This is a genomic window from Synechococcus sp. MIT2312 (assembly GCF_059772315.1).
In genome coordinates this window covers 1,429,775-1,454,334 of sequence record NZ_CM186281.1, presented here as the reverse complement: position 1 = coordinate 1,454,334, position 24,560 = coordinate 1,429,775, and the positions used below count along the sequence as shown (strand labels likewise).

The 24,560-nt window shown below is 58.5% G+C and carries 26 protein-coding genes and 1 tRNA gene; 13 read left to right on the top strand and 14 right to left on the bottom strand.

Going from position 1 to position 24,560, the window contains the following annotated elements; all coding sequences use genetic code 11:
- Window positions 1–4: 4 nt before the first annotated feature.
- The 5 genes from AC6EI9_RS08505 to AC6EI9_RS08485 all read right to left on the bottom strand — a co-directional run bounded on the left by AC6EI9_RS08505 (window position 5) and on the right by AC6EI9_RS08485 (window position 1,250).
- On the bottom strand, window positions 5–346 hold the full coding sequence (locus AC6EI9_RS08505) for a DUF565 domain-containing protein (RefSeq protein WP_498467359.1): 342 nt from the start codon (window positions 344–346) through the stop codon (window positions 5–7).
- 226 nt (window positions 347–572) lie between these two features.
- Entirely contained in the window at window positions 573–773 is a 201-nt protein-coding gene (locus AC6EI9_RS08500) for a DUF8635 family protein (RefSeq protein WP_006042295.1), read from the bottom strand.
- 65 nt (window positions 774–838) lie between these two features.
- Window positions 839–991, bottom strand: coding sequence for a hypothetical protein (locus AC6EI9_RS08495; RefSeq protein WP_498467358.1), 153 nt, complete (start codon window positions 989–991; stop codon window positions 839–841).
- 3 nt (window positions 992–994) lie between these two features.
- Window positions 995–1,105: a hypothetical protein gene (locus AC6EI9_RS08490; protein ID WP_498469988.1), complete on the bottom strand. Its 111-nt coding sequence runs from the start codon at window positions 1,103–1,105 to the stop codon at window positions 995–997.
- A 72-nt stretch (window positions 1,106–1,177) separates the two neighbouring features.
- Window positions 1,178–1,250: transfer RNA gene (locus AC6EI9_RS08485), tRNA-Ala, on the bottom strand.
- A gap of 71 nt (window positions 1,251–1,321) precedes the next feature.
- On the opposite strand from AC6EI9_RS08485, the gene isiD reads away from it, so the two are divergent.
- Both isiD and coaBC read left to right on the top strand, forming a co-directional pair.
- Window positions 1,322–1,525, top strand: coding sequence for a protein IsiD (gene isiD / locus AC6EI9_RS08480; protein WP_067098620.1), 204 nt, complete (start codon window positions 1,322–1,324; stop codon window positions 1,523–1,525).
- Between the two features lie 4 nt (window positions 1,526–1,529).
- Entirely contained in the window at window positions 1,530–2,792 is a 1,263-nt protein-coding gene (gene coaBC / locus AC6EI9_RS08475) for a bifunctional phosphopantothenoylcysteine decarboxylase/phosphopantothenate--cysteine ligase CoaBC (protein WP_498467357.1), read from the top strand.
- Between the two features lie 34 nt (window positions 2,793–2,826).
- Here the strand turns inward: coaBC and AC6EI9_RS08470 are convergent, their stop codons facing one another.
- Entirely contained in the window at window positions 2,827–3,132 is a 306-nt protein-coding gene (locus tag AC6EI9_RS08470; protein WP_498469987.1) for a hypothetical protein, read from the bottom strand.
- 118 nt (window positions 3,133–3,250) lie between these two features.
- Between AC6EI9_RS08470 and psbO the strand changes: the two genes are divergently transcribed.
- The 5 genes from psbO (at window position 3,251) to AC6EI9_RS08445 (ending at window position 8,603) form a co-directional block, all read left to right on the top strand.
- Complete coding sequence (psbO, locus tag AC6EI9_RS08465; RefSeq protein ID WP_498469986.1) at window positions 3,251–4,072, top strand: photosystem II manganese-stabilizing polypeptide; 822 nt, start codon at window positions 3,251–3,253, stop codon at window positions 4,070–4,072.
- Window positions 4,073–4,199: 127 nt separating this feature from the next.
- On the top strand, window positions 4,200–5,366 hold the full coding sequence (gene sat, locus AC6EI9_RS08460; RefSeq protein ID WP_498467355.1) for a sulfate adenylyltransferase: 1,167 nt from the start codon (window positions 4,200–4,202) through the stop codon (window positions 5,364–5,366).
- A gap of 46 nt (window positions 5,367–5,412) precedes the next feature.
- A complete protein-coding gene (gene ftsH, locus AC6EI9_RS08455; RefSeq protein WP_498467353.1) occupies window positions 5,413–7,266 on the top strand; it encodes an ATP-dependent zinc metalloprotease FtsH in 1,854 nt (617 codons plus the stop codon).
- Window positions 7,241–7,894, top strand: coding sequence for a bifunctional 4-hydroxy-2-oxoglutarate aldolase/2-dehydro-3-deoxy-phosphogluconate aldolase (locus AC6EI9_RS08450; protein WP_498467352.1), 654 nt, complete (start codon window positions 7,241–7,243; stop codon window positions 7,892–7,894). The genes ftsH and AC6EI9_RS08450 overlap by 26 nt, the downstream gene beginning before the upstream one ends.
- A gap of 52 nt (window positions 7,895–7,946) precedes the next feature.
- Complete coding sequence (locus AC6EI9_RS08445; RefSeq protein WP_498467351.1) at window positions 7,947–8,603, top strand: hypothetical protein; 657 nt, start codon at window positions 7,947–7,949, stop codon at window positions 8,601–8,603.
- A gap of 16 nt (window positions 8,604–8,619) precedes the next feature.
- Here AC6EI9_RS08445 and aroC read toward each other — a convergent pair whose 3' ends face one another.
- Genes aroC through bsmA form a run of 4 tightly spaced genes read right to left on the bottom strand, consistent with a single transcriptional unit; the run spans window position 8,620 to window position 11,949 of the window.
- Window positions 8,620–9,708: a chorismate synthase gene (gene aroC / locus AC6EI9_RS08440; RefSeq protein WP_498467349.1), complete on the bottom strand. Its 1,089-nt coding sequence runs from the start codon at window positions 9,706–9,708 to the stop codon at window positions 8,620–8,622.
- Window positions 9,709–9,742: 34 nt separating this feature from the next.
- The gene (locus tag AC6EI9_RS08435) at window positions 9,743–10,246 is read right to left on the bottom strand and encodes a cupin domain-containing protein (protein ID WP_498467347.1); all 504 of its coding nucleotides are present in this window, start codon (window positions 10,244–10,246) and stop codon (window positions 9,743–9,745) included.
- Window positions 10,246–11,103 carry an SAM-dependent methyltransferase gene (locus AC6EI9_RS08430; protein ID WP_498467346.1) on the bottom strand — a complete coding sequence of 286 codons (858 nt, stop codon included), beginning with the start codon at window positions 11,101–11,103 and terminating at the stop codon, window positions 10,246–10,248. Before AC6EI9_RS08430 ends, AC6EI9_RS08435 begins: the two co-directional genes overlap by 1 nt.
- Before the next feature lie 3 nt (window positions 11,104–11,106).
- Window positions 11,107–11,949 (bottom strand): glycine/sarcosine N-methyltransferase, encoded by an 843-nt coding sequence (gene bsmA, locus AC6EI9_RS08425; RefSeq protein ID WP_067098624.1) that lies wholly within the window; start codon window positions 11,947–11,949, stop codon window positions 11,107–11,109.
- A 226-nt stretch (window positions 11,950–12,175) separates the two neighbouring features.
- Between bsmA and AC6EI9_RS08420 the strand changes: the two genes are divergently transcribed.
- The 4 genes from AC6EI9_RS08420 to AC6EI9_RS08405 all read left to right on the top strand — a co-directional run bounded on the left by AC6EI9_RS08420 (window position 12,176) and on the right by AC6EI9_RS08405 (window position 16,230).
- Window positions 12,176–13,327, top strand: a complete 1,152-nt coding sequence (locus AC6EI9_RS08420; protein ID WP_498467345.1) for a quaternary amine ABC transporter ATP-binding protein — start codon at window positions 12,176–12,178, stop codon at window positions 13,325–13,327.
- Window positions 13,324–14,223, top strand: a complete 900-nt coding sequence (locus AC6EI9_RS08415; protein WP_498467344.1) for an ABC transporter permease — start codon at window positions 13,324–13,326, stop codon at window positions 14,221–14,223. Before AC6EI9_RS08420 ends, AC6EI9_RS08415 begins: the two co-directional genes overlap by 4 nt.
- Window positions 14,196–15,200, top strand: a complete 1,005-nt coding sequence (locus AC6EI9_RS08410; protein WP_498467342.1) for a glycine betaine ABC transporter substrate-binding protein — start codon at window positions 14,196–14,198, stop codon at window positions 15,198–15,200. The genes AC6EI9_RS08415 and AC6EI9_RS08410 overlap by 28 nt, the downstream gene beginning before the upstream one ends.
- A gap of 271 nt (window positions 15,201–15,471) precedes the next feature.
- On the top strand, window positions 15,472–16,230 hold the full coding sequence (locus tag AC6EI9_RS08405; RefSeq protein WP_498467341.1) for a Coq4 family protein: 759 nt from the start codon (window positions 15,472–15,474) through the stop codon (window positions 16,228–16,230).
- 163 nt (window positions 16,231–16,393) lie between these two features.
- On the opposite strand, the gene psbA is transcribed toward AC6EI9_RS08405, so the two are convergent.
- Window positions 16,394–17,473, bottom strand: coding sequence for a photosystem II q(b) protein (gene psbA / locus AC6EI9_RS08400; RefSeq protein ID WP_186490358.1), 1,080 nt, complete (start codon window positions 17,471–17,473; stop codon window positions 16,394–16,396).
- Between the two features lie 174 nt (window positions 17,474–17,647).
- On the opposite strand from psbA, the gene AC6EI9_RS08395 reads away from it, so the two are divergent.
- A complete protein-coding gene (locus AC6EI9_RS08395) occupies window positions 17,648–19,264 on the top strand; it encodes a photosystem II high light acclimation radical SAM protein (protein WP_498467340.1) in 1,617 nt (538 codons plus the stop codon).
- Here the strand turns inward: AC6EI9_RS08395 and AC6EI9_RS08390 are convergent.
- The 3 genes from AC6EI9_RS08390 to AC6EI9_RS08380 all read right to left on the bottom strand — a co-directional run bounded on the left by AC6EI9_RS08390 (window position 19,228) and on the right by AC6EI9_RS08380 (window position 21,684).
- The gene (locus AC6EI9_RS08390; RefSeq protein WP_498469985.1) at window positions 19,228–19,983 is read right to left on the bottom strand and encodes a DUF8676 domain-containing protein; all 756 of its coding nucleotides are present in this window, start codon (window positions 19,981–19,983) and stop codon (window positions 19,228–19,230) included. The genes AC6EI9_RS08395 and AC6EI9_RS08390 overlap by 37 nt on opposite strands.
- A gap of 104 nt (window positions 19,984–20,087) precedes the next feature.
- Complete coding sequence (clpS, locus tag AC6EI9_RS08385) at window positions 20,088–20,408, bottom strand: ATP-dependent Clp protease adapter ClpS (protein WP_498467339.1); 321 nt, start codon at window positions 20,406–20,408, stop codon at window positions 20,088–20,090.
- 49 nt (window positions 20,409–20,457) lie between these two features.
- Window positions 20,458–21,684: an LL-diaminopimelate aminotransferase gene (locus AC6EI9_RS08380; protein WP_498469984.1), complete on the bottom strand. Its 1,227-nt coding sequence runs from the start codon at window positions 21,682–21,684 to the stop codon at window positions 20,458–20,460.
- 146 nt (window positions 21,685–21,830) lie between these two features.
- Between AC6EI9_RS08380 and AC6EI9_RS08375 the strand changes: the two genes are divergently transcribed.
- A complete protein-coding gene (locus AC6EI9_RS08375; protein WP_498469982.1) occupies window positions 21,831–24,410 on the top strand; it encodes a TIGR03960 family B12-binding radical SAM protein in 2,580 nt (859 codons plus the stop codon).
- The last annotated feature ends 150 nt before the right edge of the window (window positions 24,411–24,560 follow it).

The following is a 24,560-nucleotide window of genomic DNA, read 5'->3' as shown; positions in this document are numbered from 1 at the left end:
TGGATCAAAGCAACTTGAATCCCTCCAGCAGGAGCCCATAAAGCAGCCCGATTCGCGTCATGTCGAGCAATTGTCGACCTAAGTGACTGTCGCGATCTTTGGCCCAGTGCCTTCTCGCCCGCACCATGAGTTCCATCAGCCCCACGGTGAGCATCGCTGCCACAGGGTCCATCAGATTGAGAGCACCAGAGACGGAAGCAACGCCGTTTCCGATCATGAAGCTTCCAGTGAGGGCGATGAGCAGGAGTGACGTTCGTCTCCATGGATTGGTGGCCCACAGGTCCAGCCTGCTCCCCGCTTCTCCGAGCGTTCTCTGCAGGCGTGTTGCTTGAAGACGCGCTGTCAACTTTGCAACCTCTTGAAAGAGAGGCAGGGACAACAACCGATGATCCCCATCACCCGGCCCGAACCCTGCCAGACAATGTATACACCATTTATGGGGTGATTGCCTCTATCAACCGCTACATATTGAGGCTTTTGATGCAAAAAGCCCAAAAATGTCTGGTTGATGACGTTGTTATTTCCGAAGAAAAGCCTGAACCGCGCTGCTTGGCAAGTGCAGACTTCAAGATTCAGTCGGATTCGGCTTTTGCTTTTCGAGAGCTTTTGCCTTCGAGCAGTTCAAGTAGCGCTTCCATTTGGGCCATGACACCTCGCACCTCGCCGGCTTCAGGCAGGAGGCCGTCTTCCATCACGCCCTGATGCATTTCACGGAGTTCCTGGCGGATGTAGCGCAGATGGCTCACTACCTGTTCTCTTTTCGACTGAGACATCAATCGTGGCTTTCTCAGCCTCTCTTTTACCGCATGGCCTGAATGAACGCTCTCAAGAGCGTTAATCAGCGGCGGGACAGGCCACCTGCCAGAAGAATCAGTCCGTAGGTCAAAAGAGCGGAAGGTCTGACGAGCACTGAAAGACAGGCCGTGATGCTGAGCACCATCAGCAGTGAAGGCCTGATCGCCTGCCGGTAGTCAAGCGTCGGCCTGATCATGATTCAGCGCTTCGCAAATTTCGCCCTGGCTTCGGCGTAAAACGCTGAATCGATGCAGTCGCGCTTGCAGTCTTGTGCCAATGATTCAATTCTGCGGCGAACGGCTGGTCGCACAAAAAAAGGGACTTCCCTGAGCGACTGTTCTGCATCAGCACTCCAATCCACCTTGATCTCATAAGACCTCGATGGAGAATAGGGGATTCGAACCCCTGACCTCTGCGGTGCGATCGCAGCGCTCTACCAGCTGAGCTAATTCCCCGGGCAGGGCAACCTAGCGCCGGTTTTCAAACGCATCCGAAGGCAAAATGATCATCAGTGGTTCGTGCCTGCATGCTGATCACTCCGGAGCGACTGGCTTCATTTGATGAGGCATCCGTTGCGACACTGGCGCGCCGTTTGGAGTACGACGACTACCCGACTCCCTTTGAAGGCCTGAATGACTGGCATCTGTTGAGAGCCCTCGCCATTCATCGACCGGAGCTCACCGCTCCATACGCCCATTTGATCGATCAGGAACCCTTCGACGAGGACTGAGCCAATGCCGGGGCTACTGAAGGGACGACGGGTGCTGGTCGCGGCCTCTGGGAGTATTGCGGCTGTCAAGACTCCGCTGCTGGTCAGTGCACTGGTGCAGGCAGGGGCCCAGGTCCGCTGTGTGCTCACCGCAAGCGCTGCCCGATTGGTGAGTCCAGTGGCTCTGGCAACGCTCAGTCGTCAACCCTGCCTGCAGGACGCCGACCAGTGGGACCCTTCGTGCCCGCGACCACTGCATATCGAACTGGCCGAATGGGCGGATCTCGTGGTGGTGGCTCCGCTCACTGCAACATCACTCTCTCGTTGGGTTCAGGGTGATGGCGAGGGACTGCTGGCCAGTCTTTTGCTGGCTTGTGAGTGCCCAGTTCTGGCGGCGCCAGCGATGAACACAGCCATGTGGACACACCCAGCCGTGCAGCGCAACTGGGGTCTTCTGCTGGACGATCCTCGAGTGCTGCCACTGACGCCTGAGGGCGGTCTGCTCGCCTGTGACCGTCTCGGCACGGGCCGCATGGCAGACCCCGTCAGGATTGAACTGGCTGCCGCCAGCGCCCTTTTGCAAGCCGATGCTGAGGGCCACCTCAAATCCGACTGGCGCGGCAGGCATGTGCTGGTGACCGCCGGTCCGACTCTGGAAGCTTTGGACTGTGTCCGTGTTCTCTCCAACCGCAGCAGTGGCCGCATGGGTGTTCTGTTGGCTCAGGCTGCACATCTGCGCGGTGCCTCCGTTGATTTGGTGCATGGCCAACTACAGGTTCCGCCGTCCTGGCTGGAGGGGCTGCGGTGTCATGCAGTGGAGGGAAGTGATGCCATGAACGACAGGATCCAACAGCTGCAGCCGAAAGCGGATGCGGTGTTGATGTGCGCTGCGGTCGCCGATTTGCGCAGAACGCGTCCCACTGATGTTGAGAAGCTGCCGAAAGACCAGCTGATTGGGGCGCTGGAGGGTGGTTGGGAGCCGGCGCCTGATCTGCTGCAGTCACTGGTGAGCAGACGCCCTGCAGGTCAGTCTGTGCTTGGTTTTGCCGCCCTGACAGGAACCGATGAGCAACTGCTTGAGCTCGGCCGCAACAAGTTTCAGGCCAAGGGCTGTGATCTGTTGATGATCAATCCTGTCGACCGCCTCGGTCAGGGGCTCGATAGTGATCAGAACGCCGGCTGGCTTCTGGGTCCAGGGGATCGCTGTCAGATCTGTCCTCTCGAAGACAAGCTCGTGTTGTCCCACCGCTTGCTGGATCGACTGTCAGAGATCAAGCAGCCCTCTTGATCAAGCAGCCCTCTTGATCAAGCAGGACTGTTGATCATGCAGCCATATCGGCGGGATCCTGCTCCAGAAGGTCGATGAACGTGCGCAGTTGCAGGCGGGGGATGTAGGGCCAGCCGCCACTGCGTTCCATCGTTTTGAGCAGGGCGAACAGCTTTTGGCGGTCTCCCGGAAGGCTTTCCCGAAACGCGTCGTCCTGGATGTCTCTGTGGAGGGCTTCCAGATCACGCAGGAGCAGGAGCAAAGACTCGGGATCGTCTCGATGCTGTTCCGACAGTTCTCGGAGTGTTTTCAGCGCCGGCTGCAGCTTCTCCTGGATGGTTTCACTGCCGTCGTGCTGCATGGAGAACACTTCACGTTGTTGAGACGTGCAAAAGGCTAGCCGGTGCGGCCGTTTGACACCTGTAGGATCCGCCTGTCCGGTGGACATCGTCAACAGCCGGAGTTTCGGCTTCTCCTCCATGCGCATCCGTCCTCTGCTGGCCCTTGTGCTGGCTTTCTGTCTGACCTTCGTCACTGCCTGTAGCGGAGATGCTCAGGCTGTTGATCGCTCGAACATCACGTACGACGACATCCGTAACACCGGCAGGGCGAATGATTGCCCCACGCTGCCTGAATCCGCACGTGGTTCCATTCCGCTGACTCCCGGCAATGACTATCAGCTGAGTGCCATCTGCATGCATCCCAGCCAGGTCTTCGTGAAAGGTGAGCCTGCCAACAAGCGTCAGGAAGCCCAGTTCGTTGAGGGCAAGATCCTCACTCGTTACACCTCCAGCCTTGACCAGGTCTACGGAGACCTCGTTGTCAGTGAGAAAGGTCTGTCCTTCACCGAGGAAGGTGGCATCGACTTCCAGGCCATCACCGTTCTGGTTCCTGGCGGAGAGGAGTTTCCGTTCACGTTTTCAAGTAAAAATTTGAAAGTCGATGCGGAAGGTGCAGCCATCACCACCAGCACCGACTTTGAAGGCGAATACCGCACACCCAGCTACCGCACCAGCAACTTCCTTGACCCCAAAGGCCGTTCACTCACAACTGGTGTGGACTACCCCCAGGGTCTGATTGGTCTCGGTGGTGATTACCAGCAGCTCGATCAAGAGAACAAGAAGCAGTACATCGACGGACAGGGAGTGATGAGCCTGTCCATCACCAAAGTTGATCCTGAAACCGGCGAATTCGCGGGCGTGTTCTCCGCCATCCAGCCTTCCGACTCTGATATGGGCAGCAGAGAGACTGTGGACGTCAAGATCACAGGAGAGCTTTACGGCCAGCTCGAAGAGGCCTGAAGCTTCAAGCCAGTTCGATCTGCATCAAGGGGCTCCGGCCCCTTTTTTGTTGTGACCCCTGTTCGCTGAAGTCGCAGGCTGTTGTCTGGGAGAATCGCGCCGTCTTTCCAATCCACTCCGGCCTGTCATGACTGCCAGCACCCCTTCCTCTCAGTCCGGTGTGATCGCTCCCTACGGGGGCACCCTGGTGGATTTGATGGTTCCTGAAGGTGACAAAGCTGCAGTCAAGGCTTCAGCCAGCAGCAGCATCGAATGCTCCGATCGCAATGCCTGTGACGTTGAGCTGCTGGTGGTCGGTGGCTTTTCCCCTGAAAGGGGTTTCATGCACCAGGCTGATTACGACGCAGTGGTGGCCGGGAATCGCACCACCTCGGGGTATCTGTTCGGACTGCCGATCGTGATGGACACCGATCGTGAGGACATCACGGTCGGGCAGAAGATCCTGCTCACCTACAAGGGCCAGGACCTTGCCGTGCTCACCGTTGAGGACAAGTGGGAGCCAGACAAGGTCATCGAGGCCAAGGGTTGCTACGGCACCACATCACTGGAACATCCTGCTGTGCGCATGATCGCCACAGAGCGTCGCCGTTTCTACCTCGGTGGTCTGATTCAGGGCCTTGAGCTGCCGTCGCGTGTGTTCCCCTGCAAAACCCCAGCTGAGGTTCGCGCAGGCCTGCCGGAAGGTGAGGACGTTGTGGCCTTCCAGTGCCGCAATCCCATCCACAGAGCCCATTACGAGCTGTTCACTCGAGCCCTGCATGCCAGCAATGTCAGTGAGAACGCAGTGGTTCTCGTTCATCCAACCTGCGGTCCCACCCAGCAGGATGACATTCCTGGAGCTGTTCGATTCCAGACCTACGAGCGACTTGCTGCCGAGGTGGATAACGCTCGGATCCGCTGGGCCTATCTTCCCTACGCCATGCATATGGCAGGTCCCCGTGAGGCCTTGCAGCACATGATCATCCGCCGCAATTACGGCTGCACCCACTTCATCATTGGGCGCGACATGGCCGGCTGCAAGTCCTCCCTGAGCGGTGACGACTTCTACGGTCCCTACGACGCTCAGAACTTTGCCAAGGAGTGCGCGCCTGAGCTCACCATGGAAACCGTGCCTTCTCTCAACCTCGTTTACACGGAGGAAGAGGGTTATGTCACCGCGGAACACGCTGAGGCAAGAGGGCTGCACGTGAAGAAGCTCAGCGGCACTCAGTTCCGCAAGATGCTGCGCAGCGGTGAAGAAATCCCCGAGTGGTTTGCCTTCAAGAGCGTCGTGGATGTACTTCGGTCCACCTGAGCTCTCAACTACCTATTAACATTCCTTCATCAGAGGCGGAAGACCCTTGAACAAACGTTGGCGGAACATCGGCCTTGGTGCCCTCCTCGTGCTCGCGATTGTTGTCATCGCACCGGCTTTCTTTGGTGGCGCCGGCAGCCCTCAACCCGAGGCACGTTCACTGCGCTACAGCGATTTTGTGGAGAGGGTTCAGGAAGACCAGGTCAGCAGAGTTCTGCTGTCTCCCGATCGCGGTACTGCTCAGGTCGTTGAGACCGATGGTCGCCGCGCTGAGGTGAATCTCGCGCCAGACAAGGATCTTCTCAAGCTGCTCACCGATCACAACGTTGATATCGCTGTTCAGCCCTCCCGCCAGCCCGGCGCCTGGCAGCAGGCCGCTTCAAGCCTGATCTTCCCCTTGCTGCTGCTCGGTGGGTTGTTTTTCCTCTTCCGTCGTGCGCAGTCCGGTGGCGGCGGCGGTAACCAGGCCATGAATTTTGGCAAAAGCAAGGCTCGGGTCCAGATGGAGCCTTCCACGCAAACCACGTTTGGTGACGTTGCGGGTGTGGAAGGAGCCAAGCTCGAGCTCACTGAAGTCGTTGACTTCCTCAAGAACCCTGACCGCTTCACCGCTGTCGGAGCCACGATCCCCAAGGGTGTTCTTCTGGTGGGCCCTCCAGGTACCGGTAAAACTCTGCTTGCCAAAGCTGTGGCTGGTGAGGCCAGCGTTCCTTTCTTCTCGATCTCCGGTTCGGAATTCGTCGAGATGTTTGTCGGCGTTGGTGCGAGCCGTGTTCGAGATCTTTTCGAACAGGCGAAGAAAAATGCGCCCTGCATCATCTTCATTGATGAAATTGATGCGGTCGGTCGCCAGCGTGGAGCTGGCATGGGTGGCGGCAATGACGAGCGTGAACAGACACTGAATCAGTTGCTCACCGAGATGGATGGTTTCGAGGGCAACACCGGAATCATCATTGTTGCCGCTACAAACCGTCCTGATGTGCTCGACTCAGCTCTGATGCGTCCGGGACGTTTCGACCGTCAGGTCACGGTGGACCGACCCGACTACGCAGGTCGTCTACAGATCCTCGGAGTTCATGCCCGTGGCAAGACTCTCTCCAAGGATGTCGACCTCGACAAGGTGGCCCGCCGAACTCCTGGCTATACAGGCGCCGACCTGTCCAACCTCCTGAACGAAGCAGCAATCCTGGCTGCCAGGCGTGATCTGAGCGAAGTCAGCAATGACGAGATCAGTGATGCCATTGAGCGGGTCATGGCTGGTCCTGAGAAAAAGGACAGCGTGATGAGTGATCGCCGTAAGCGTCTCGTTGCCTATCACGAGGCTGGCCATGCTCTGGTCGGTGCCCTCATGCCTGATTACGACCCGGTTCAGAAGATTTCGATCATTCCGCGTGGCAATGCCGGCGGTCTGACCTTCTTCACTCCCAGTGAGGAGCGGATGGAGTCGGGTCTGTACTCCCGCACCTATTTGCAGAATCAGATGGCCGTTGCGCTCGGTGGTCGTGTTGCCGAAGAAATCGTCTACGGAGAAGACGAAGTCACCACAGGTGCTTCCAACGACCTCCAGCAGGTTGCCTCCACTGCAAGACAGATGATCACCCGCTTCGGGATGAGCGACAAACTGGGTCCGGTGGCCCTTGGTCGTTCCCAAGGAGGCATGTTCCTCGGACGCGACATTGCGGCTGAGCGCGACTTCTCGGAAGACACTGCCGCAACAATTGATGAGGAAGTGTCTGATCTTGTTGCCCTGGCCTACAGGCGTGCCACCAAGGTTCTCGTTGACAACCGCTCTGTGCTCGAAGAGCTCGCTGACATGCTCGTGGACCAGGAAACCGTGGATGCCGAAGAGTTCCAGGAACTGCTGATCCGCAGTGATGTCCGTATTGCCGAATACGTCTGAAACCGATGCGGGGTTGATTCGCTCGTTGCGGATTCAACCTCTCCTGGTTGTCTTGCGTCCAGAACGCATTGATCTGGAGTCAGTGTTTTCCACCACCCGTCTCTGCCATCAGCTCGATCAGCTGGTAGAGGCGGGTGTTCAGCATGTTGAGATCGCCTGGGTTGAGCATCCCCGCTGGTGTGATCTTGTGATCGCAGCGAGGTCTCGTTATCCACGTCTGTCCCTTGGAGCGGCATCGATCACTCAGCAATCGGCTCTGCAGCAGGTCGCTGAGCTTGGATTCAGCTACGCCATGTCGCCGCTGTTGGATCGGGGGTTACAGCACAGAGCTGAGCAGCTTGGTTTTTTGTTGGTCCCAGGTGTGATGACTCCCTCCGAGATCAGGCAGGCCTGTGATCTGGGTTGCCGTTTGGTGAAGTTGTTTCCGGCAAGCGTGCTGGGTCGCAGTTTTCATCGTCAGATCGCAGCACCGATGGGCGATCTCCCTTTCATGATTGCCGCTGGAGGCTTGCGTGCCGGTGACCTCTACTCCTGGCTGGACGCCGGATATGACGCCATCGCACTTGGTCGAACGGTGTTCGAAAACGACGATTTTGATCCCTCCCTTGCTGCCTGGATTGGCGCATGAGTGGTAGTAATGAGACCCATCTGCTACAGATAAGAGAGATGTTTCGGGGACGATGTCTCAGCTATCCATCAAGTTGAGCGACAAAGCTGATGCTTTGATCGCTCAGTTGCAGAAGGAAATTTTCAATCGACGTCGCAAGAAGGTCACCGCCTCCGGCGTCGTCGAGACCCTGGTCGAAAGCGGGGCTCGCTCGCAGTCCGACAAGCGTTTCTCAACCTCCTGGGTCAATCTCATCCAGGACATTGAAAAGGCCGCCAAACTGGCCAATGCCCATGGCAGCAAACCCTCTTCACTCAGCGATGAGGAGTGGGTGATGGTGTTGAGCCATCGCAACCGCCAGTCCAGCGTCAAGCCTGCACGCCAGTCGACTGCCAAAAAGCCTGCCGCTAAGAAGCCTGCGGCCAAAAAGCCCGCTGCTAAAAAGCGTGCTGCCGTCAAGGCTTCCAAGGCCAAGGCTCCCACAGCGAAAGCTGCAGTCGCCAAGACTTCCGTGAAGAAACCCGCTTCACGCAAGCCGACCACGACGAGAGCAGCCAAGAAGACGACGACAACGTCGACAACCGTGAGCACTGCGAGCAAGCCCCGCGCGGCTCGTCGTGCCCGTAAGGCCACCAAGTCATCGGCATCCGGATCGGTGGCCGGACGCATGGCCAAGGCCGCAGCTCAGCTGGGGAGCGGCAGCGGCATTACGTCTCCGGCTCGCAGCTGAATCACCAAGTGCAGCCTCACCAGAGGCTGCACTGACCCTGCTGTCTGAGCAGGTGGTCGGCCAGAACCAGATTCACCATGGCCTCCACCATTGGCACGGCTCTGGGCAGCACACAAGGGTCATGTCGACCTTTGGCGGCGAGGGTGGTGGCCTGTCCGCGGTCGTTGATTGTTTGCTGCTCTTTGCGGATCGTTGCGGTTGGCTTGAAGGCCACCCGGATCACAATCGGCTCGCCGTTGCTGATGCCTCCCTGTATTCCGCCGGAATTGTTGGTGGCTGTCCGCAGACGCCCTTCGTCGCTGGGCAGAAAGGCATCGTTGTGCTCGCTCCCTTTCAGCCGTGTGCCGGCGAAACCTGAGCCGATTTCGAACCCTTTGGTCGCGGGTAGTGACATCACCGCCTTGGCCAGATCCGCTTCCAGCTTGTCGAACACAGGCATTCCGAGGCCGACGGGAGGCCTGCGTACTACGCATTCGATCAGACCTCCACAGGAGTCGCCTTCGCGGCCGATCGTCTCAATCCGTTCGATCATCCGATCAGCCATCGCAGCATCCGGACATCGCACGATGTTGGCTTCTACGGCTTCGCGGCTCACAGCATTGATGTCCACCGTGGCTTCAAGGTCATGAATGCGCCGGACCCAGGCCACGACCTCCGTGCCATGGACCTTGTCCAGCAACTGCCTGGCAATGGCACCAGCAGCCACGCGGCCGATCGTTTCGCGCGCTGATGCCCTGCCTCCGCCGCTGCGCGCCTGAATGCCGTACTTCGCTTGATAGGTGGCATCGGCGTGGGAGGGTCGAAAGGCAACCTCCATCTCCTGGTAATCCTGGGGCCGCTGATCTTTGTTGCGCACCACCATGGCAATCGGTGTGCCCAGGGTCATGCCATCCATGACACCGCTCAGGATCTCCACCTGATCGGCTTCCTTGCGTGGTGTGGTGATTTTGCTCTGGCCTGGCTTGCGCCGGTCCAGTTCGGCCTGAATCGCTGGCAAGTCGAGTTCCAGTCGTGGCGGGCAACCCTCCAGGATCACTCCGACTCCGCCGCCATGGGACTCGCCGAAGCTGCTGATGCGGAACAGGGTGCCGAAACTGCTGCCCAATGGAATGCCTTCTCTCGTTCGAGCGTAAGAGAGCTCAGATCAGCTCGCTCAGGGCCCCTGAAGGCTGTTCAGAAGCCGGCCGGTCGCGAAGCAACTCGAAGTCGTTGAAGTCAAAACCTGGTCCGACACAGCAGCTCACCAGGGAGTACTGCCCCTCCGAGCGGGCCGCCATCCAATGGCCTGCGGGCACCACGTGAACAGGATGGTGCATGGACAACACATGCTGCACGGCTTGGCCTCCCTCCGGTTCAAGAGTCCAGAGACTCAGTGGTGTTCCCTGGAGATGAGTCCAGACCTCATCGGCCCGATGCACTGCATGCCAACGGCTTCTGGACCCTGCATCCAGCAGGTAGAGGATGCTGGTGATGGCAGTTCGTTGCTGGCCATCAGCACGGGTGACCTGTGATGAGCTCCGATACAGCTCACGGAACCAGCCACCCTCTGGATGTGGCTCGAGGCTCCAGTCCTGGATCAGTTGATTCACGACCTCCATCGGTGAGTGGTTCGACGATGGGGTCTCCTCTGAGATTGGCTCCATCAGTTCAGGGGTTTGCTGAAACGCATCAAGCCCCAGCTGAGTTTCCCTGACTGGCCACCATCAACCCAATGGCCCAGACCGGCATCCATCCGCTCCAGATACCCCGGTGTGATGCTGCGCTCCAAATCCTCACGGCGGCGTCGCAACTCCAGGCGCACCCTGCTGTAGTGCTCGATCAGCATCGCTGTGCGGTCATGCCATGCCGTACGCGTGAGCCCTGCCTCGGTGCCCCAGCGGTGATACCGCTCTGGCGATCCGAGATCCGCAAGGTGAATGCGACCGAGAATCGCCGTGAGTGAATCAGCATTGACACCATCGGCTGCCATGGGGTCGGTCATCACCATCACGCCGCCAGGTTTCAGCAAACGTGCTGCTTCCTGCATCACCGTCCGGCGGTCACCGGAGTGGAGAATCGCGTCCTGACTCCAAATCACATCGGCGCAGCCATCGGGGAGGGGGACAGCCTCGAAGGATGCATCGTGAACAGTGATGCGCTCAGAGAGGCCGGCCTCTTGATTGAGCAGCCGATGTCGGTTGTTCTCAACCGCGGAGATGTTGATGGCATCCACCTGGATCCCGGGGCAGTTGCAGAGTCGCCTGGCTGCTCCCCCGTAGCCAGACCCGAAGTCCACCACCCTCAGGGTGGTCGCTTCGTTCGGGGGAAGAGGCTGACCGATCAAGGCGATCAGCGCGTCGACAGTCCGACGGCTTGCGGTTGCGATCGGCTCTTCCTCACTCTCATAGAGGCCGATGTGAATGTCTTCGCCGCCCCAGATGCCTGCGTAAAACCGATCGGCATCATCACTGTCGTAGTAGTTGGCTGCGGTGCTGGCTGCTTCGGAGTAGGTGCTCGTCATCGCTCAGATCGCTGTGATGTCGGTGTCGAACAGATATTCCTTTTCAGCGACATGCACGTAGAAGTCGGGATCATCGTGACCGCGTTGATAGTCGCCATAGCTGGTGATTCTCTGGAAGCCCACCTCTCGCATCAGACGCCGCACATAGCCGTGCCGCAGCGGGAACATATTCAGGTGATAGGTGCTGCCATCACTGAAGGCATAACGGAAACGTGCCAGTCCATCGTCGACGTGTTCCGGTCCCACTTCGACGTCTTTTCCGCAGTAGACATTGCTCTTGCCGCTTGTGGAGGTTCCCTCCAGCAGGCGGTCATAGTTGCGGTGATCAAGAATCAGGATGCCGTTGTGCTTGAGCACCGCGTAGTACTCGGCCAAGGCCTTGCGACGGTCTCGTTCGCGGAACAGGTGGGTGAATGAGTTGCCCAGGCAGATCACGGCGTCGTACTCGCCGTGAATATCGCGGTTCAGGAAGCGCCAGTCCGCATGAACCGTGCGCATCAGCAGATCGCGTTCCCGTGCGTTTTTGAAGGCACGGGCAAGCATGTTGGGGCTGCCATCCACGCTCACCACATCGAAGCCCTCGCGTAGAAGACGGACGGAATGGAAGCCGGTGCCTGTCGCCACATCCAGGACCGAGCGGGCGCCGTGCTCGTGCAGTAAGCGCACAAAGAAGTTGCCTTCAGCTTCTTCCCTGGCATCCCAATCAATCAGGCGATCCCAGCGGTCTGCGAATTGTTCAATGTATTCCTGCTGATAATGATCCGTTTCCCGGACGCGTTCGGGTCGCTGCCCGAAGCGTTGTGCATCACCGGATTCCGCTGAAGGGTGGCTTCTGAGTGTGGTCATGCCGGTCGGCTCCTCTACTGCGCGGGGCGGTGCGAAGGACAGCAGCGGCGCTGTCTGACAGCTCGTTACCGACCCTCTGAGCTGTATCGACGTTGCGAAACGGGCTCAATTCGCAACCTAATCACGTCGTTTGAAGCTGTCAGCTACTCAGACGAAGGCTCCTGGAAAACGGATGGTGACTGACCGCTGATCAGCAGGTCAGGCCACTGCTATAAGCAGCTCAGGCTTGGGCGGAGGCTCTGAAGTGCAGTCAGAGATCTCCATCGAGTCGGTCTGGAAGCTGTTCGGCAGATCCTCTGAAGAGTTGATTGAGCAGCTGAGCTCAGGTGCGGATCCTGAGGATCTTCATGCCAGTCGTGGCGTGAGGGCTGCTGTCCAGGATGTCTCGATGGAGGTTCGAGCCGGCGAGATCTTTGTGGTGATGGGTCTTTCCGGCTCAGGTAAATCCACCTTGCTGAGAATGCTGAATGGTCTGATCTCTCCCTGCAAGGGGGAGGTGACTGTCAAGGGCCGTTCGCTGAACTCGATGACGGCCCTGCAGCTCGCGGAGCTGCGTCGTCATCAGATGGCCATGGTTTTTCAGTCGTTCGCTCTCTTCCCCCATCGCAGCGTGCTTGAAAATGCTGCTTTTGGTCTTGAGGTTGCGGGCATGGCTCGCAAGGCGAGGACTGACCGTGCCATGCAGGCTCTTGAGCGAGTGGGACTGGCCGCAGAGGCCCGCAAAAAACCACGTGAGCTGTCCGGTGGTATGCAGCAAAGGGTCGGTTTAGCCAGGGCCCTGGCCCTTGACCCGCCGATTTTGCTGATGGATGAGGCCTTCTCTGCCTTGGACCCCTTGATCCGTAAGGACATGCAGGATCTGTTGCTGGACCTGCAGGCGGAGCACCGTCGCACGGTGGTGTTCATTTCCCATGATCTTGATGAGGCGATCAGGATCGGTGACCGGATTGCTTTGATGCAGGCCGGGCGGCTACTGCAGTGCGACACCGCTCAGCGGTTGCTGCAGCATCCAGTCAATAACGAGGTCAAACGCTTTTTCCGCGACGTCGATGTGGCGTCCGTTCTGACAGTGGAGGCGATTGTTCAGCCTCCTTCCCATCTGAATGTTTGCGATGTGGGGGAACCGCTGACGGATGGCGGGGACGTCACAACGTATGTGACGGATCGGCTGCAGCATTTCCGCGGTCTGACCCGACCGGGTCTCGGCTGGGTCGATGTGGCTGCCATCAAGACGTTGTCGACCGGCACATCGGTGAAGGCAGCTATTGATTTGGTGGCAACCAGTTCTGAGCCTGTACCCGTGCTGGATGATGAGCAACGGCTGCTCGGCGTGATCAGCCCACGTCAGTTGCTGCTCGCAATGGAGGCAGGCGGTTGACGCTGATCCTTGCTGCTGCACATCAAGCCGGTTGGCTTGGGCAGGCCATCGATCTGTTTGTCGAGTGGTTGTTGGCCAACGCCCAGGGATTGTTTGATCTGATCAAGGTGTCGGTGCTGGCCCTGGTCTCTGTCACTGAGATGCTGTTGGAGTGGCCACCGGCCTGGCTGTTCGCTCTGATCACCGCGGCGCTGGGGTTCTGGAGAGTCAATGGTGGGTTCGCCCTATTTGTTCTGCTCGGCTTCAATCTGGTGCTCTCCATGGCGCTTTGGAGCGAGATGATCGCCACCCTTTCACTGGTGCTCACAGCCTCCGGCCTGGCCCTGTTGATCGGCCTTCCGCTGGGCATTCTCTCGGCACGTTCACGACTGGTCTGGCGGCTGGTGCGTCCCTGTTTGGATCTGATGCAGACGATGCCTGCGTTTGTTTATCTGATCCCAGCAGTGATGTTGTTCAGCACCGGTGCAGTCCCTTCGACTCTGGCCACTCTGATCTTCGCCATGCCGCCGGTGGTCCGGCTCACGCATCTGGGAATCGTTCAGGTTCCGGATGACCTCATCGAAGCCGGTCGCTCCTTCGGCTGCAGCGATCGCCAGTTGCTCTGGAAGGTGCAGATGCCCAGTGCCATTCCCACCGTGATGACCGGGGTCAATCAGACGATCATGCTGTCACTTTCGATGGTCGTGATCGCTTCGATGATCGGTGGTGGCGGTCTCGGTGATGTGGTGTTGCGTGGGATTCAGCAGCTTGATGTGGGAATGGGGTTTGAAGGGGGGATCGCCGTGGTGATTTTGGCGGTGATCCTCGACCGTCTCAGTCAGAGCTTCGCAGGGCGACGCGGATCATCACTTCAACAACGCCTGCGCGCATGGATGGCTCTTTGGAGATCGTCATGAGCGGTCGACGGATCCGGCGACGAGCTGTCCTGCTCGGAGGCCTGGGGGTCGCGGGGATCTCCGCAGCCAGCCTTTTCAGGCTCAGTGCACCATCCTCCTCGGTGAGCTCTTCAGCCCCCGCCGGCCAGGGAGGTGTGGAGGGCTCACGCAGTTCGCTTCCCAGTTCCGCATCCGCAAGACCCACACTGCGCCTGGGTTGGTCACCCTGGGCTGACGCTGAGGTGGTGAGCCTCATTGCTCAGAGGGTGATCCAACAGGCTTACGACGTGAACGTTGAGCGTGTTCTGGCCGACATCGGTATCCAGTACGCCTCCATCGCTCGCGGTGATCTGGATCTGATGCTGATGGCATGGTTGCCGTTGACGCACCGTGACTATTACCGGCGGGTGCGCGATCGGGTGGTCGACTTCGGTTCGATGTATTCAGGCCGTCTTGGCTGGGTGGTACCGGATTACGTACCCTCCGCGGAGCTCTCTGCCATTTCTGATTTACGTGATCCTGCCCTGGCTTCACGGTTCGACAACCGCGTGCAGGGGATTGATCCTGGATCGGGTCTGAATCAGGCCTCGGTGGAAGCACTCAAGAGCTATCGCCTCAACGATCTGGAGCTTGTGGCGTCAAGCAGTGCTGCAATGACGGCGGTGCTTGATCAGGCCATCCGCCAGCAACGGTGGGTGGTGGTCACCAGCTGGACACCGCACTGGATGTTCGCCCGTTACGGGTTGCGTTTCCTACAGGATCCACAACGGGTGTTTGGAGGGATTGAGTGGATTCACGCGCTCGGTCGTCCTCAGCTGGATTTGGACATGCAGGATGTGGCCGGCTTCCTGACGCGCTTCCATCTGCCCGATCAGGAGATGTCGGATTTGCTTTTGCAGGCCAATGACCAGACGGCTGAGGCTGCAGTGGATGACTACATCGCCTCGCATCCATCACGGGTTCGTTACTGGGTCACTGGTGAGATTTTGGCAAAGTGATCAGTTGCTATTGAGCCAACCCAAAGCCTGGCGCAATGCGTGAGCATCCCAATGCTGTCCAATCGGATCTGTTTGGAGATTTCTGTCTCCTTTGATGGCCCGATGAAGGACATCAGGCAAGGCAATCAAGGACTGGTCAAAAATTGCTTATGTCTGAGTGTCGATTTACTGCTTAATTGTTGTTGATTATTGATTTTCATTGGCCCTCGCTTAGGTTGGCCTATTGAGATTGAGCCCGTAAGTATTTGCTTGTTGATAAGTATCATTCGGGTTGGAAGCTGTTCTTTCCTTAAATCAGCATGGAGATCGAGCCTCTTCGATTTGTCGATGGTTATGGTTTTGGAAAGTCTATAAACTCATGGAACTGACTGATCTTTTGGATGGCAATGCGCATAAGATTCTTGAGTCTTTGGCTGGTTATGTCGACAATGTCAATGATGTTGAGGCGGCTCTCACTCTCTATGAGCTTCTGAAGACAAGCAAGGGTTTGCCGAAGGAACTGGCTTATGTGTCATCGTTGCCAAGAATGAAGGGCTTGATTGATGAAGGTTGGAGGCCTCGTGATATGAGTTTGGAGGGGTTATTGGCGCTCCCATCTGATTCTCTTGGTTATGCTTATGGAAGTCATATGAAGCGTGCGGGTCTCACGCTCAATAAGCTCAATGATTCATCTGAGATTACTACTCCGCTTGAATATGTGAGTCATCGAATGCGTGAAATTCACGATATACTTCATGTCTTGACGGGGTTTGATACATCTTTGCTCGGAGAATTGGGCGTGCTTGGTTTCGGATTGTCCCAATTTCGCAGTCCTATCTCGATTATGCTTATTCCTGCATTCCTTTATAAGGCGCTCCTTAATGATGGGCCTTATGATATTTTGCTTGACAGCGCAATGAAAGGAATCCAGATCGGTCAGAAATGTGTGGAATGTGTTCCTGGATTCAAGTTTGAAGATAGGTGGGATATGCCTCTCGCTGAATGGCGGAATGAGCTTGAAATTATTCCTGTTCTGGATCTCAAGCCTTGACTGGTATCCCGTTTTAGGTGAACAGGGATCACTGATTTCGGATGACTGAATGCCGATCACTGATCCAACAGCTCACTGATCCGACAGCCAGCCATCAAAAAGCCCCCTCGTGAGAGGGGGCTTTCCGATTCAGCTAAAGCTGAATCTCTTGGAGACTTCAGCCTCAGCCGATGGCGGGAGCTTGCAGAGCCACAGGAGTGGACTCAGCAGCAGCCAGGTCGAGGGGGAAGTTGTGAGCGTTGCGCTCGTGCATGACTTCCATGCCGAGGTTGGCGCGGTTCAGCACATCAGCCCAGGTGTTCAGGACGCGGCCCTGACCATCAAGGATGGACTGGTTGAAGTTGAAACCGTTCAGGTTGAAGGCCATGGTTGACACGCCGAGGGCGGTGAACCAGATGCCGACAACGGGCCAGGCAGCCAGGAAGAAGTGCAGGCTACGGCTGTTGTTGAACGACGCGTATTGGAAGATCAGGCGACCGAAGTAACCGTGGGCAGCCACGATGTTGTAGGTCTCTTCCTCTTGGCCGAACTTGTAGCCATAGTTCTGGGACTCGCTCTCGGTTGTTTCACGAACCAAGGAGGAGGTCACCAGTGAACCGTGCATGGCGGAGAACAGTGAACCACCGAAGACGCCAGCCACACCAAGCATGTGGAAGGGGTGCATCAGGATGTTGTGCTCGGCCTGGAACACCAACATGAAGTTGAAGGTGCCGGAGATGCCCAGGGGCATGCCGTCAGAGAAGGAACCCTGACCGAAGGGGTAAACCAGGAACACGGCGGAGGCAGCAGCCACAGGTGCGCTGTAAGCAACGCAGATCCAGGGGCGCATGCCGAGGCGGTAGGAGAGTTCCCACTCGCGACCCATGTAGCAGAAGATGCCGATCAGGAAGTGGAAGACAACCAGCTGGTAAGGGCCGCCGTTGTACAGCCACTCATCGAGAGAAGCAGCTTCCCAGATGGGATAAAAGTGAAGGCCGATGGCATTCGAGGAGGGCACAACAGCACCGGAGATGATGTTGTTGCCGTAGATCAGGGAGCCAGCAACGGGCTCACGGATGCCGTCGATGTCGACGGGGGGTGCTGCGATGAACGCAACGATGAAGCAGGTGGTGGCAGCCAGCAGGGTGGGGATCATCAGCACACCGAACCAGCCCACATAGAGGCGGTTGTTGGTGGAGGTGACCCACTCGCAGAACTGCTGCCAGCCATTAGCGCCGGAGCGCTGCTGAATGGTGGTGGTCATGAGAACGGGAAAGAATGTCTCCGAGGAGACGGTTACGGAAGGGCAGGAAGCCCTGCCAACGCTGATTGTAAAGCAACATTGCGCAAGATGTCGCTTGCTTTATGAAGCCGACGTGAAGAACCATTGAGACCTCGCTCAGGCGTTCTCAGGGACGTGGTTGTTAGCGTCCAAGCCATGCAAGGCCTTCTGCAACCGCCTGAGCTCCTGACTCAGCCCAAGCGTTCCGGCGAAAGGGTGCTGCTGGTCAGGCTGCCTTGCAATCCCATTTTTCCGATTGGTCCGATTTATCTGGCTGATCACCTGCACAAGTGTTTCCCAGGAATCCCGCAGCGGATTCTTGACCTGGCGGCGTTGCCGGTTCTGGATGTGCATCGGGTTCTGCGCATCACGATTGACCAATTCCGCCCCACTCTTTTGGTGTTTTCCTGGCGGGACATTCAGATCTATGCCCCTGTTGATGGTCGGGGTGGCAACCCACTGCAGAACTCATTTGAAGTCTTCTATGCCCGCAATCCCCTGAAGCGTTTGCACGGTGCATTGGGTGGACTCCGCCTGATGACCAGTCATTACGGAGAGCTCTCCCGTAACCAGGCTCTGGTGCGCAGAGGGCTTCGTCGAGCAAGGCGTCATCGTCCTGAAGCCAGGGCCGTGCTAGGCGGAGGCGCTGTCAGTGTGTTCTACGAGCAGCTCGGACGCTCTCTGCCCAAGGGAACGATTATCTCCGTGGGCGAGGGCGAACCTCTGCTGGAGAAACTGCTTCTCGGTCAATCACTGGATGGCGAGCGGTGCTTCCTGGTTGGTGAGCCCCCTCGGCCTGGGCTGATCCATGAGCAACCCGAGAGTCGACCGAAAACGGCATGTGATTACGACTACATCGCCTCGATCTGGCCCCAACTCGACTGGTACCTCGAGGGCGGTGATTTTTACGTCGGAGTGCAGACCAAACGCGGCTGTCCCCATAACTGCTGTTATTGCGTCTACACGGCTGTGGAGGGCAAGCAGGTGCGTCTGAACCCTGTTGAGTCAGTGGTCTCGGAGATGCGTCAGCTCTACGACAGAGGCGTTCGAGGCTTTTGGTTCACGGACGCTCAATTCATTCCAGCCAAGCGCTACATCGAGGACGCCAAGGAGCTGTTGCGGGCCATCAAGTCTGAGGGGCTGACTGATATCCGATGGGCGGCCTACATCAGGGCCGACAATCTCGATCCAGAACTGGCTCAGCTGATGGTGGAGACCGGGATGAGCTATTTCGAGATCGGCATCACATCGGGGTCGCAGGAGCTGGTGCGCAAAATGCGCATGGGCTACAACCTGCGCACTGTGCTGGAAAGCTGCAGGATGCTGGCTGACGCCGGCTTCCGCGACCATGTCTCGGTGAACTATTCGTTCAACGTGATCGACGAGCGTCCGGAGACGATTCGTCAGACCGTTGCTTATCACCGCGAGCTGGAGCGCATCTTTGGCGCCGATCTTGTTGAGCCCGCGATTTTCTTCATCGGGCTGCAACCCCACACTCACCTTGAGCAGTACGGATTCGACCAGGGTCTGATCAAACCGGGTTACAACCCCATGAGCATGATGCCCTGGACGGCGCGGAAGCTGCTCTGGAATCCGGAGCCGATGGGAAGCACATTTGGCAGGATCTGTTTGGAGGCTTTTGATCTTGACCCTTCCGATTTCGGCCGAACCGTGATGTCACTGCTCGAGAGGGATTACGGCGTGGCTCCTCTGCAGGAAGCACTCCGAGCACCGCTTCAGGGTCGAGCTGCCTTGGCTAAAGCCGTGAGCTGACGCCAGAGCAGAACGCTCAGGGCAATGATTCCAACCAGCCCGCCCAAGGGGTTGGCATGCGCGCCACCTGGCCCGATCAGCCATGTGGGAGCACTCGGGGAAACCTGCAGCAATCCTGAACGCAGTGCGAACCAGCCGCCGACCAGACCGCCATGCAATCCGACGCAACCCCACAGACAACCGCTGTCCAGGCGCCGTTGCACAGCAAGAATCAGACCAAGCAGCAATAAACCCGTCAGCAGACCGACCATCGGCAGAAAACCCTGATCAAATCGGGTGTGCGCGAGGCTGAAGATCGCGGCCTGACCGATGACGGCTGTGCGAGGGCCTGTCAGTGCGTTGAGCTCTCCCCACAGCCAGCCCCTGAAGAGCAGTTCCTCGGCTAATCCCAGTCCGAGGCAAAGCAACAAGGCGTTGATGACATCACCCGTGCTGAGTTCCCCGAGCCAGCGCCCCCAGGATCCCAGCAGCAAGGGCAGGCAGATCAGGGCCAGCAGGCCAGCGGAGCGAAGCAGGCCTCGGATCAAGCAGGATCCTGCTGATGACTCACCTCGGCGGCTGCGAACTCCGAGGGTTAGCCAGGGCTGACGGCTGTTCCAGCGTTGGCGCACCCAGCTGGGCAACACCAGGATGAACAGCACGAAGGTGATGACGGTTCCGATCAGCGACAGCCGTGGAGGTGAGGACCCCGGGATCAGGTAGGCGATGGGTTGTGCCATCAACCATCCCACTCCATACAGCGCGGGAATCAGGATGATCGCCGTGACCCAGCGGGGTTGGCGGCTGAGCAGACCACCCCAGGCTTCGGCAATGGGTTTAACGATTACTCCTCCGGCTCGATTGAGCTGGTGAGCCCTTTGCCCTTGAGCGTCTCGCAATAGAACTCGGCTGGCTCCAGGTCGCAGACGATCACAAGACCCACACCTGTGTTGTGTGCTTCAAGCATCACGGCCATGCAGTCCTGCTCACTGAGTTGGGGCACCACCTGTCTCAAGGTGGTGACCACGTACTCCATGGAGTTCACAGGGTCGTTGTGAAGCAGCACTTTGTACCGGGGAGAGCGCTTGCGCACCTTTTCCGGAGCCTTGTCCAGGACGGCTGCTCCACCTGGACTGCGGCTGGGGGTATCCACCGCCATGACCATGGTTCTCAGAGACGAAGAATCTAAAGGGACTGGAAGCACAGCTGGCGAGTCAAAGGGCCTTGATTCGCGCCATGGCGCTGTCGACATTGTCTCGGCTGTTGAAGGCCGAGAGGCGGAAGTAACCCTCTCCGGCTGCGCCGAAGCCACTCCCCGGGGTGCCGACCACATTCGCCTGATTGAGCAGATGGTCAAAGAAGCCCCAGGAGTCCATGCCATCGGGAGTCTTGATCCAGACGTAGGGAGCGTGCTCCCCGCCATAAACGGTGAGGCCAGCGGACTTGAGTTCGCGACGGATGATCGCGGCATTCTCCATATAAAAAGCCACCAGGCCTTTGACCTCTCGCTGACCGGCATCGGAGTAAACGGCCTCTGCCCCACGCTGAATGATGTAACTCACACCGTTGAATTTGGTGCTTTGTCTGCGGTTCCAAAGGCCCCAGAGTTCAACCGCCTCACCAGCGGAGGTTTTGCCTTTGAGTCCTTTGGGTACAACGGTGAGCGCACAGCGGGTGCCGGTGAAGCCTGCGTTCTTGGAGAACGAGCGGAATTCAATGGCGCAGTCACGGGCTCCGTCGATCTCGAAGATTGAGTGGGGAAGACTCGGGTCCTGGATGAAGGCCTCATAGGCGGCATCGAACAGGATCAGAGAGCCGTTGGCGCGGGCGTAGTCCACCCATGCTTTCAGTTGCTCCTTCGTTGCGACAGCCCCTGTGGGGTTGTTGGGAAAACACAGGTAGATGAGATCCACAGGTTCGCTGGGAATCTCGGCAGTGAAGCTGTTGTCCGCACTGATGGGCAGATAGGTCAGACCGGCATAGCGACCTTCGTCGCCGGCATCGCCGGTGCGACCGGCCATCACATTGCTGTCCACGTACACGGGGTAGACAGGATCCGTGACGGCGATCTTGTTCCCGGCTCCAAGGATGTCCAGGATGTTGCTGCTGTCGCACTTGGAGCCATCGGACACGAAGATCTCATCGGCGCTGATGTCACATCCGCGTGCCTGGAAGTCGTGCTTGGCGATGGCCTCCCGCAGCCAGCCGTAACCCTGTTCAGGGCCGTAGCCGTGAAAACCTTCAGCGGTGCCCATCTCGTCGATGGCTGATTTCATCGCTTCGCGACAGGCCTGGGGGAGCGGTTCGGTGACATCGCCAATGCCCAGGCGAATCAGCGCTGCATCGGGGTTGGCGGCAGCAAAGGCCTTCACCCGACGTCCGATTTCAGGGAAGAGATAGCCCGCCTTGAGTTTGAGGTAATTGCCGTTGACCTGGACCACAGAAAGACCGATTTCTGCGGGCATCCTGCTACATACGATGAAAGAAGTCGGGTCGGAAGACCGTGACCGTCGCGTTGAATACATCCACCGCACCCGTGGCGTTTGACGAGCTGGTGGATGCGGGCATCAACAGGCCCGCTCGCTACATGGGCCATGAGCTCGGTGTGGAGCCAAGGGACTGGGATGCCGCCCGGGTTCGCTGGGCTCTCACCTATCCCGAGCTTTATGAGGTGGGCTCCAGCAATCTGGGGCACATCATTCTCTATTCGATCCTCAATGCCTTGCCTGGGCAGGTGTGTGATCGCTCCTATCTGCCGGCCGCCGATCTCGCCGAACGCCTCAAACAGCGTGAGCAGGCGCTGTTCGGTGTAGAGAGCCGCTGGCCCCTCACCGCCTTCGACATCCTTGGCTTCAGCCTGAGTTATGAGCTGGGCGCCACCAACATCCTGGAGATGTTGGATCTCTGCAGGGTTCCGATCCGAGCGGCAGACCGCGGTGACTTGCCGCTCAGCGACCCCCAGGCTCCGCCGCTGATCTTTGCTGGAGGGCCAACGGCCACCAGCAATCCAGAGCCTTATGCCGCCTTCTTCGATTTCATCGCTCTTGGTGATGGTGAGGAGCTGTTGCCGGAGATCGGACTGGTGCTGGCCGAAGGCAAGCAGGCAGGGCTGACGCGCTCGGCTCTGTTGCTGGATCTGGCCATGGTGCCAGGGGTTTATGTGCCGTCTCTCTATGCCCCGGGTGCGGATGGAGTGAGTCTTGAACCGCTCAAGCCCGAACTACCCAAACGGGTGCTGAGACGGGTCGCCACGCCGATGCCCCATTACGCCATGGGTCTGGTTCCCCACGTGGAAACAGTCCATGACCGACTGACGGTGGAAATCCGACGGGGCTGCACGCGTGGCTGTCGTTTCTGCCAGCCGGGAATGCTCACGCGGCCTGCGAGAGATGTGGAGCCCGAAGCCGTGATCGAGGCCGTTGAAACGGGGATGCGGCAGACGGGCTACAGCGATTTCTCACTGCTGTCGCTCAGCTGTAGTGATTACCTTGCGCTCCCGGCGGTGGGAGTAGAGCTTCGCAATCGGCTGGCGGATCGCAATGTCACCCTTCAGCTTCCCAGCCAACGGGTGGATCGTTTCGACCAGAACATCGCCCACATTCTCGGAGGTGCACGCAAGGCCGGACTCACCTTCGCTCCGGAAGCCGGCACGCAACGTCTGCGCGACATCGTCAACAAGGGCTTGACCGATGATGACCTCCTGCATGGCATCCGTACGGCGATGCAGAACGGATACCGCAAGGTCAAGCTCTATTTCATGATCGGGCTTCCGGGGGAGACCGATGCCGATGTGCTCGGCATCGCCGAAACCTGTCGGATGCTTCAGGAGTGTTGCCGCGATCTGGGCCGCCTCAGCCTCAACACCACCATCAGCAACTTCACACCGAAGCCACACACACCCTTTCAGTGGCACAGCGTTTCCACAACCGAGTTTCTCCGTCGTCAGCAACTGCTGCGTGATGCAGGTCGACGGCTTCGAGGTGTGCGCTTCAACTTCACGGATGTGCGCCTATCGGCGATGGAAGATTTTGTGGGTCGAGGAGACCGGCGGCTGGCTCCTGTGATTGAAGCGGCCTGGCGTGCCGGCGCGGGAATGGATGCCTGGTTCGAGGCCCTGGATCGCACTCACAACGCCTGGACCAGTGCCATTGCCCAGGCTGGGCTTGAGGGGAGTTACCGGCAGATGGAGCTTGGTGGCTGGAGTGCAGTATCGGCGCTGGATCGTGATGATCTTGAGGAGTTCTGCCGACAACCCCTGACCTGGGATCACATCGACAGCGGCATCGACAAGGGCTGGCTCGCCCAGGATCTGCAGAATGCGCTCGCCTCATGCGTTGTGCCCGACTGCTCTTTTGAGACGTGCAGCAGCTGTGGCGTCTGCGGCCCTGATCTGGGCCATAACGTTGTGGTGGCTCCACCGGCAATTCCAGTCGCCAGGCCTCAGCAGGCGCCACCGAGTGACCGTGTCTGTCGCATTCGCTTTCGCTTCAGCAAAACCGGAGCGATGGCGCTGCTCAGCCATCTGGATCTGGTGCGTCTTCTCGAACGGGCACTGCGCAGGACCGAGTTGCCCGTGAGCTTCACAGGTGGATTTCATCCATTGCCTCGGCTACAGCTCGCATTGGCGCTCCCGCTGGGAGTGGAAGGGGGAGGCGAATGGATGGATCTGGAATTTGTGGAGCCAGTGGACGCGTTGATGGTGAAGGATCGTTGGCAGCAGACGTTGCCGCCTGGATTGCGCCTGATCACGGCTGAGGAGGTGGCCGTGTCATCTCCCAGCCTGGCTCAGCAGGTGCGAACCAGCCGCTGGCGTTTTGTTCTGAGCGGCTCTGAGCTGCTGTCTCAGAGTGAATCCGTCGACTGGTCGCAGGCCATCGCGGCCCTGCTTGCGCAGAACGAGCTGATCTGGGAGGACACCGACAAGAAGGGGCGTCCGCGTCGTCGTGATCTGCGTGACCTGCTCCAGGATCTGCGCCTGATGGAGCCGCTTGAGCCCTGCTCTGAGGAAATCGGCTTCAGGGCGGAGCTGGAGCTGGTTGCTGCCGTTGATTCCCAGGGCCGCAGTCTCAAACCTGCTCAGTTGCAGTTCTGGCTCTCGCAACAGCTGGGGTTTGACTTGTCCCTCTCCCGTGTTCGACGGGTGGAGCTGACTCTGCTGCAGTGCTAAATTCAAGACAGGACTTCAATCCAGAGGCTTGAGCCACGGATCCGTCCCGGCCTTCTTGTCCCAATCATTGTTTGGAACGAGAGGCCTAGGCCTCCGCTCCTGCCAGCGCCCTCGCGCTGATGTGGACCGGCCATAGGAGTGATTCACTCC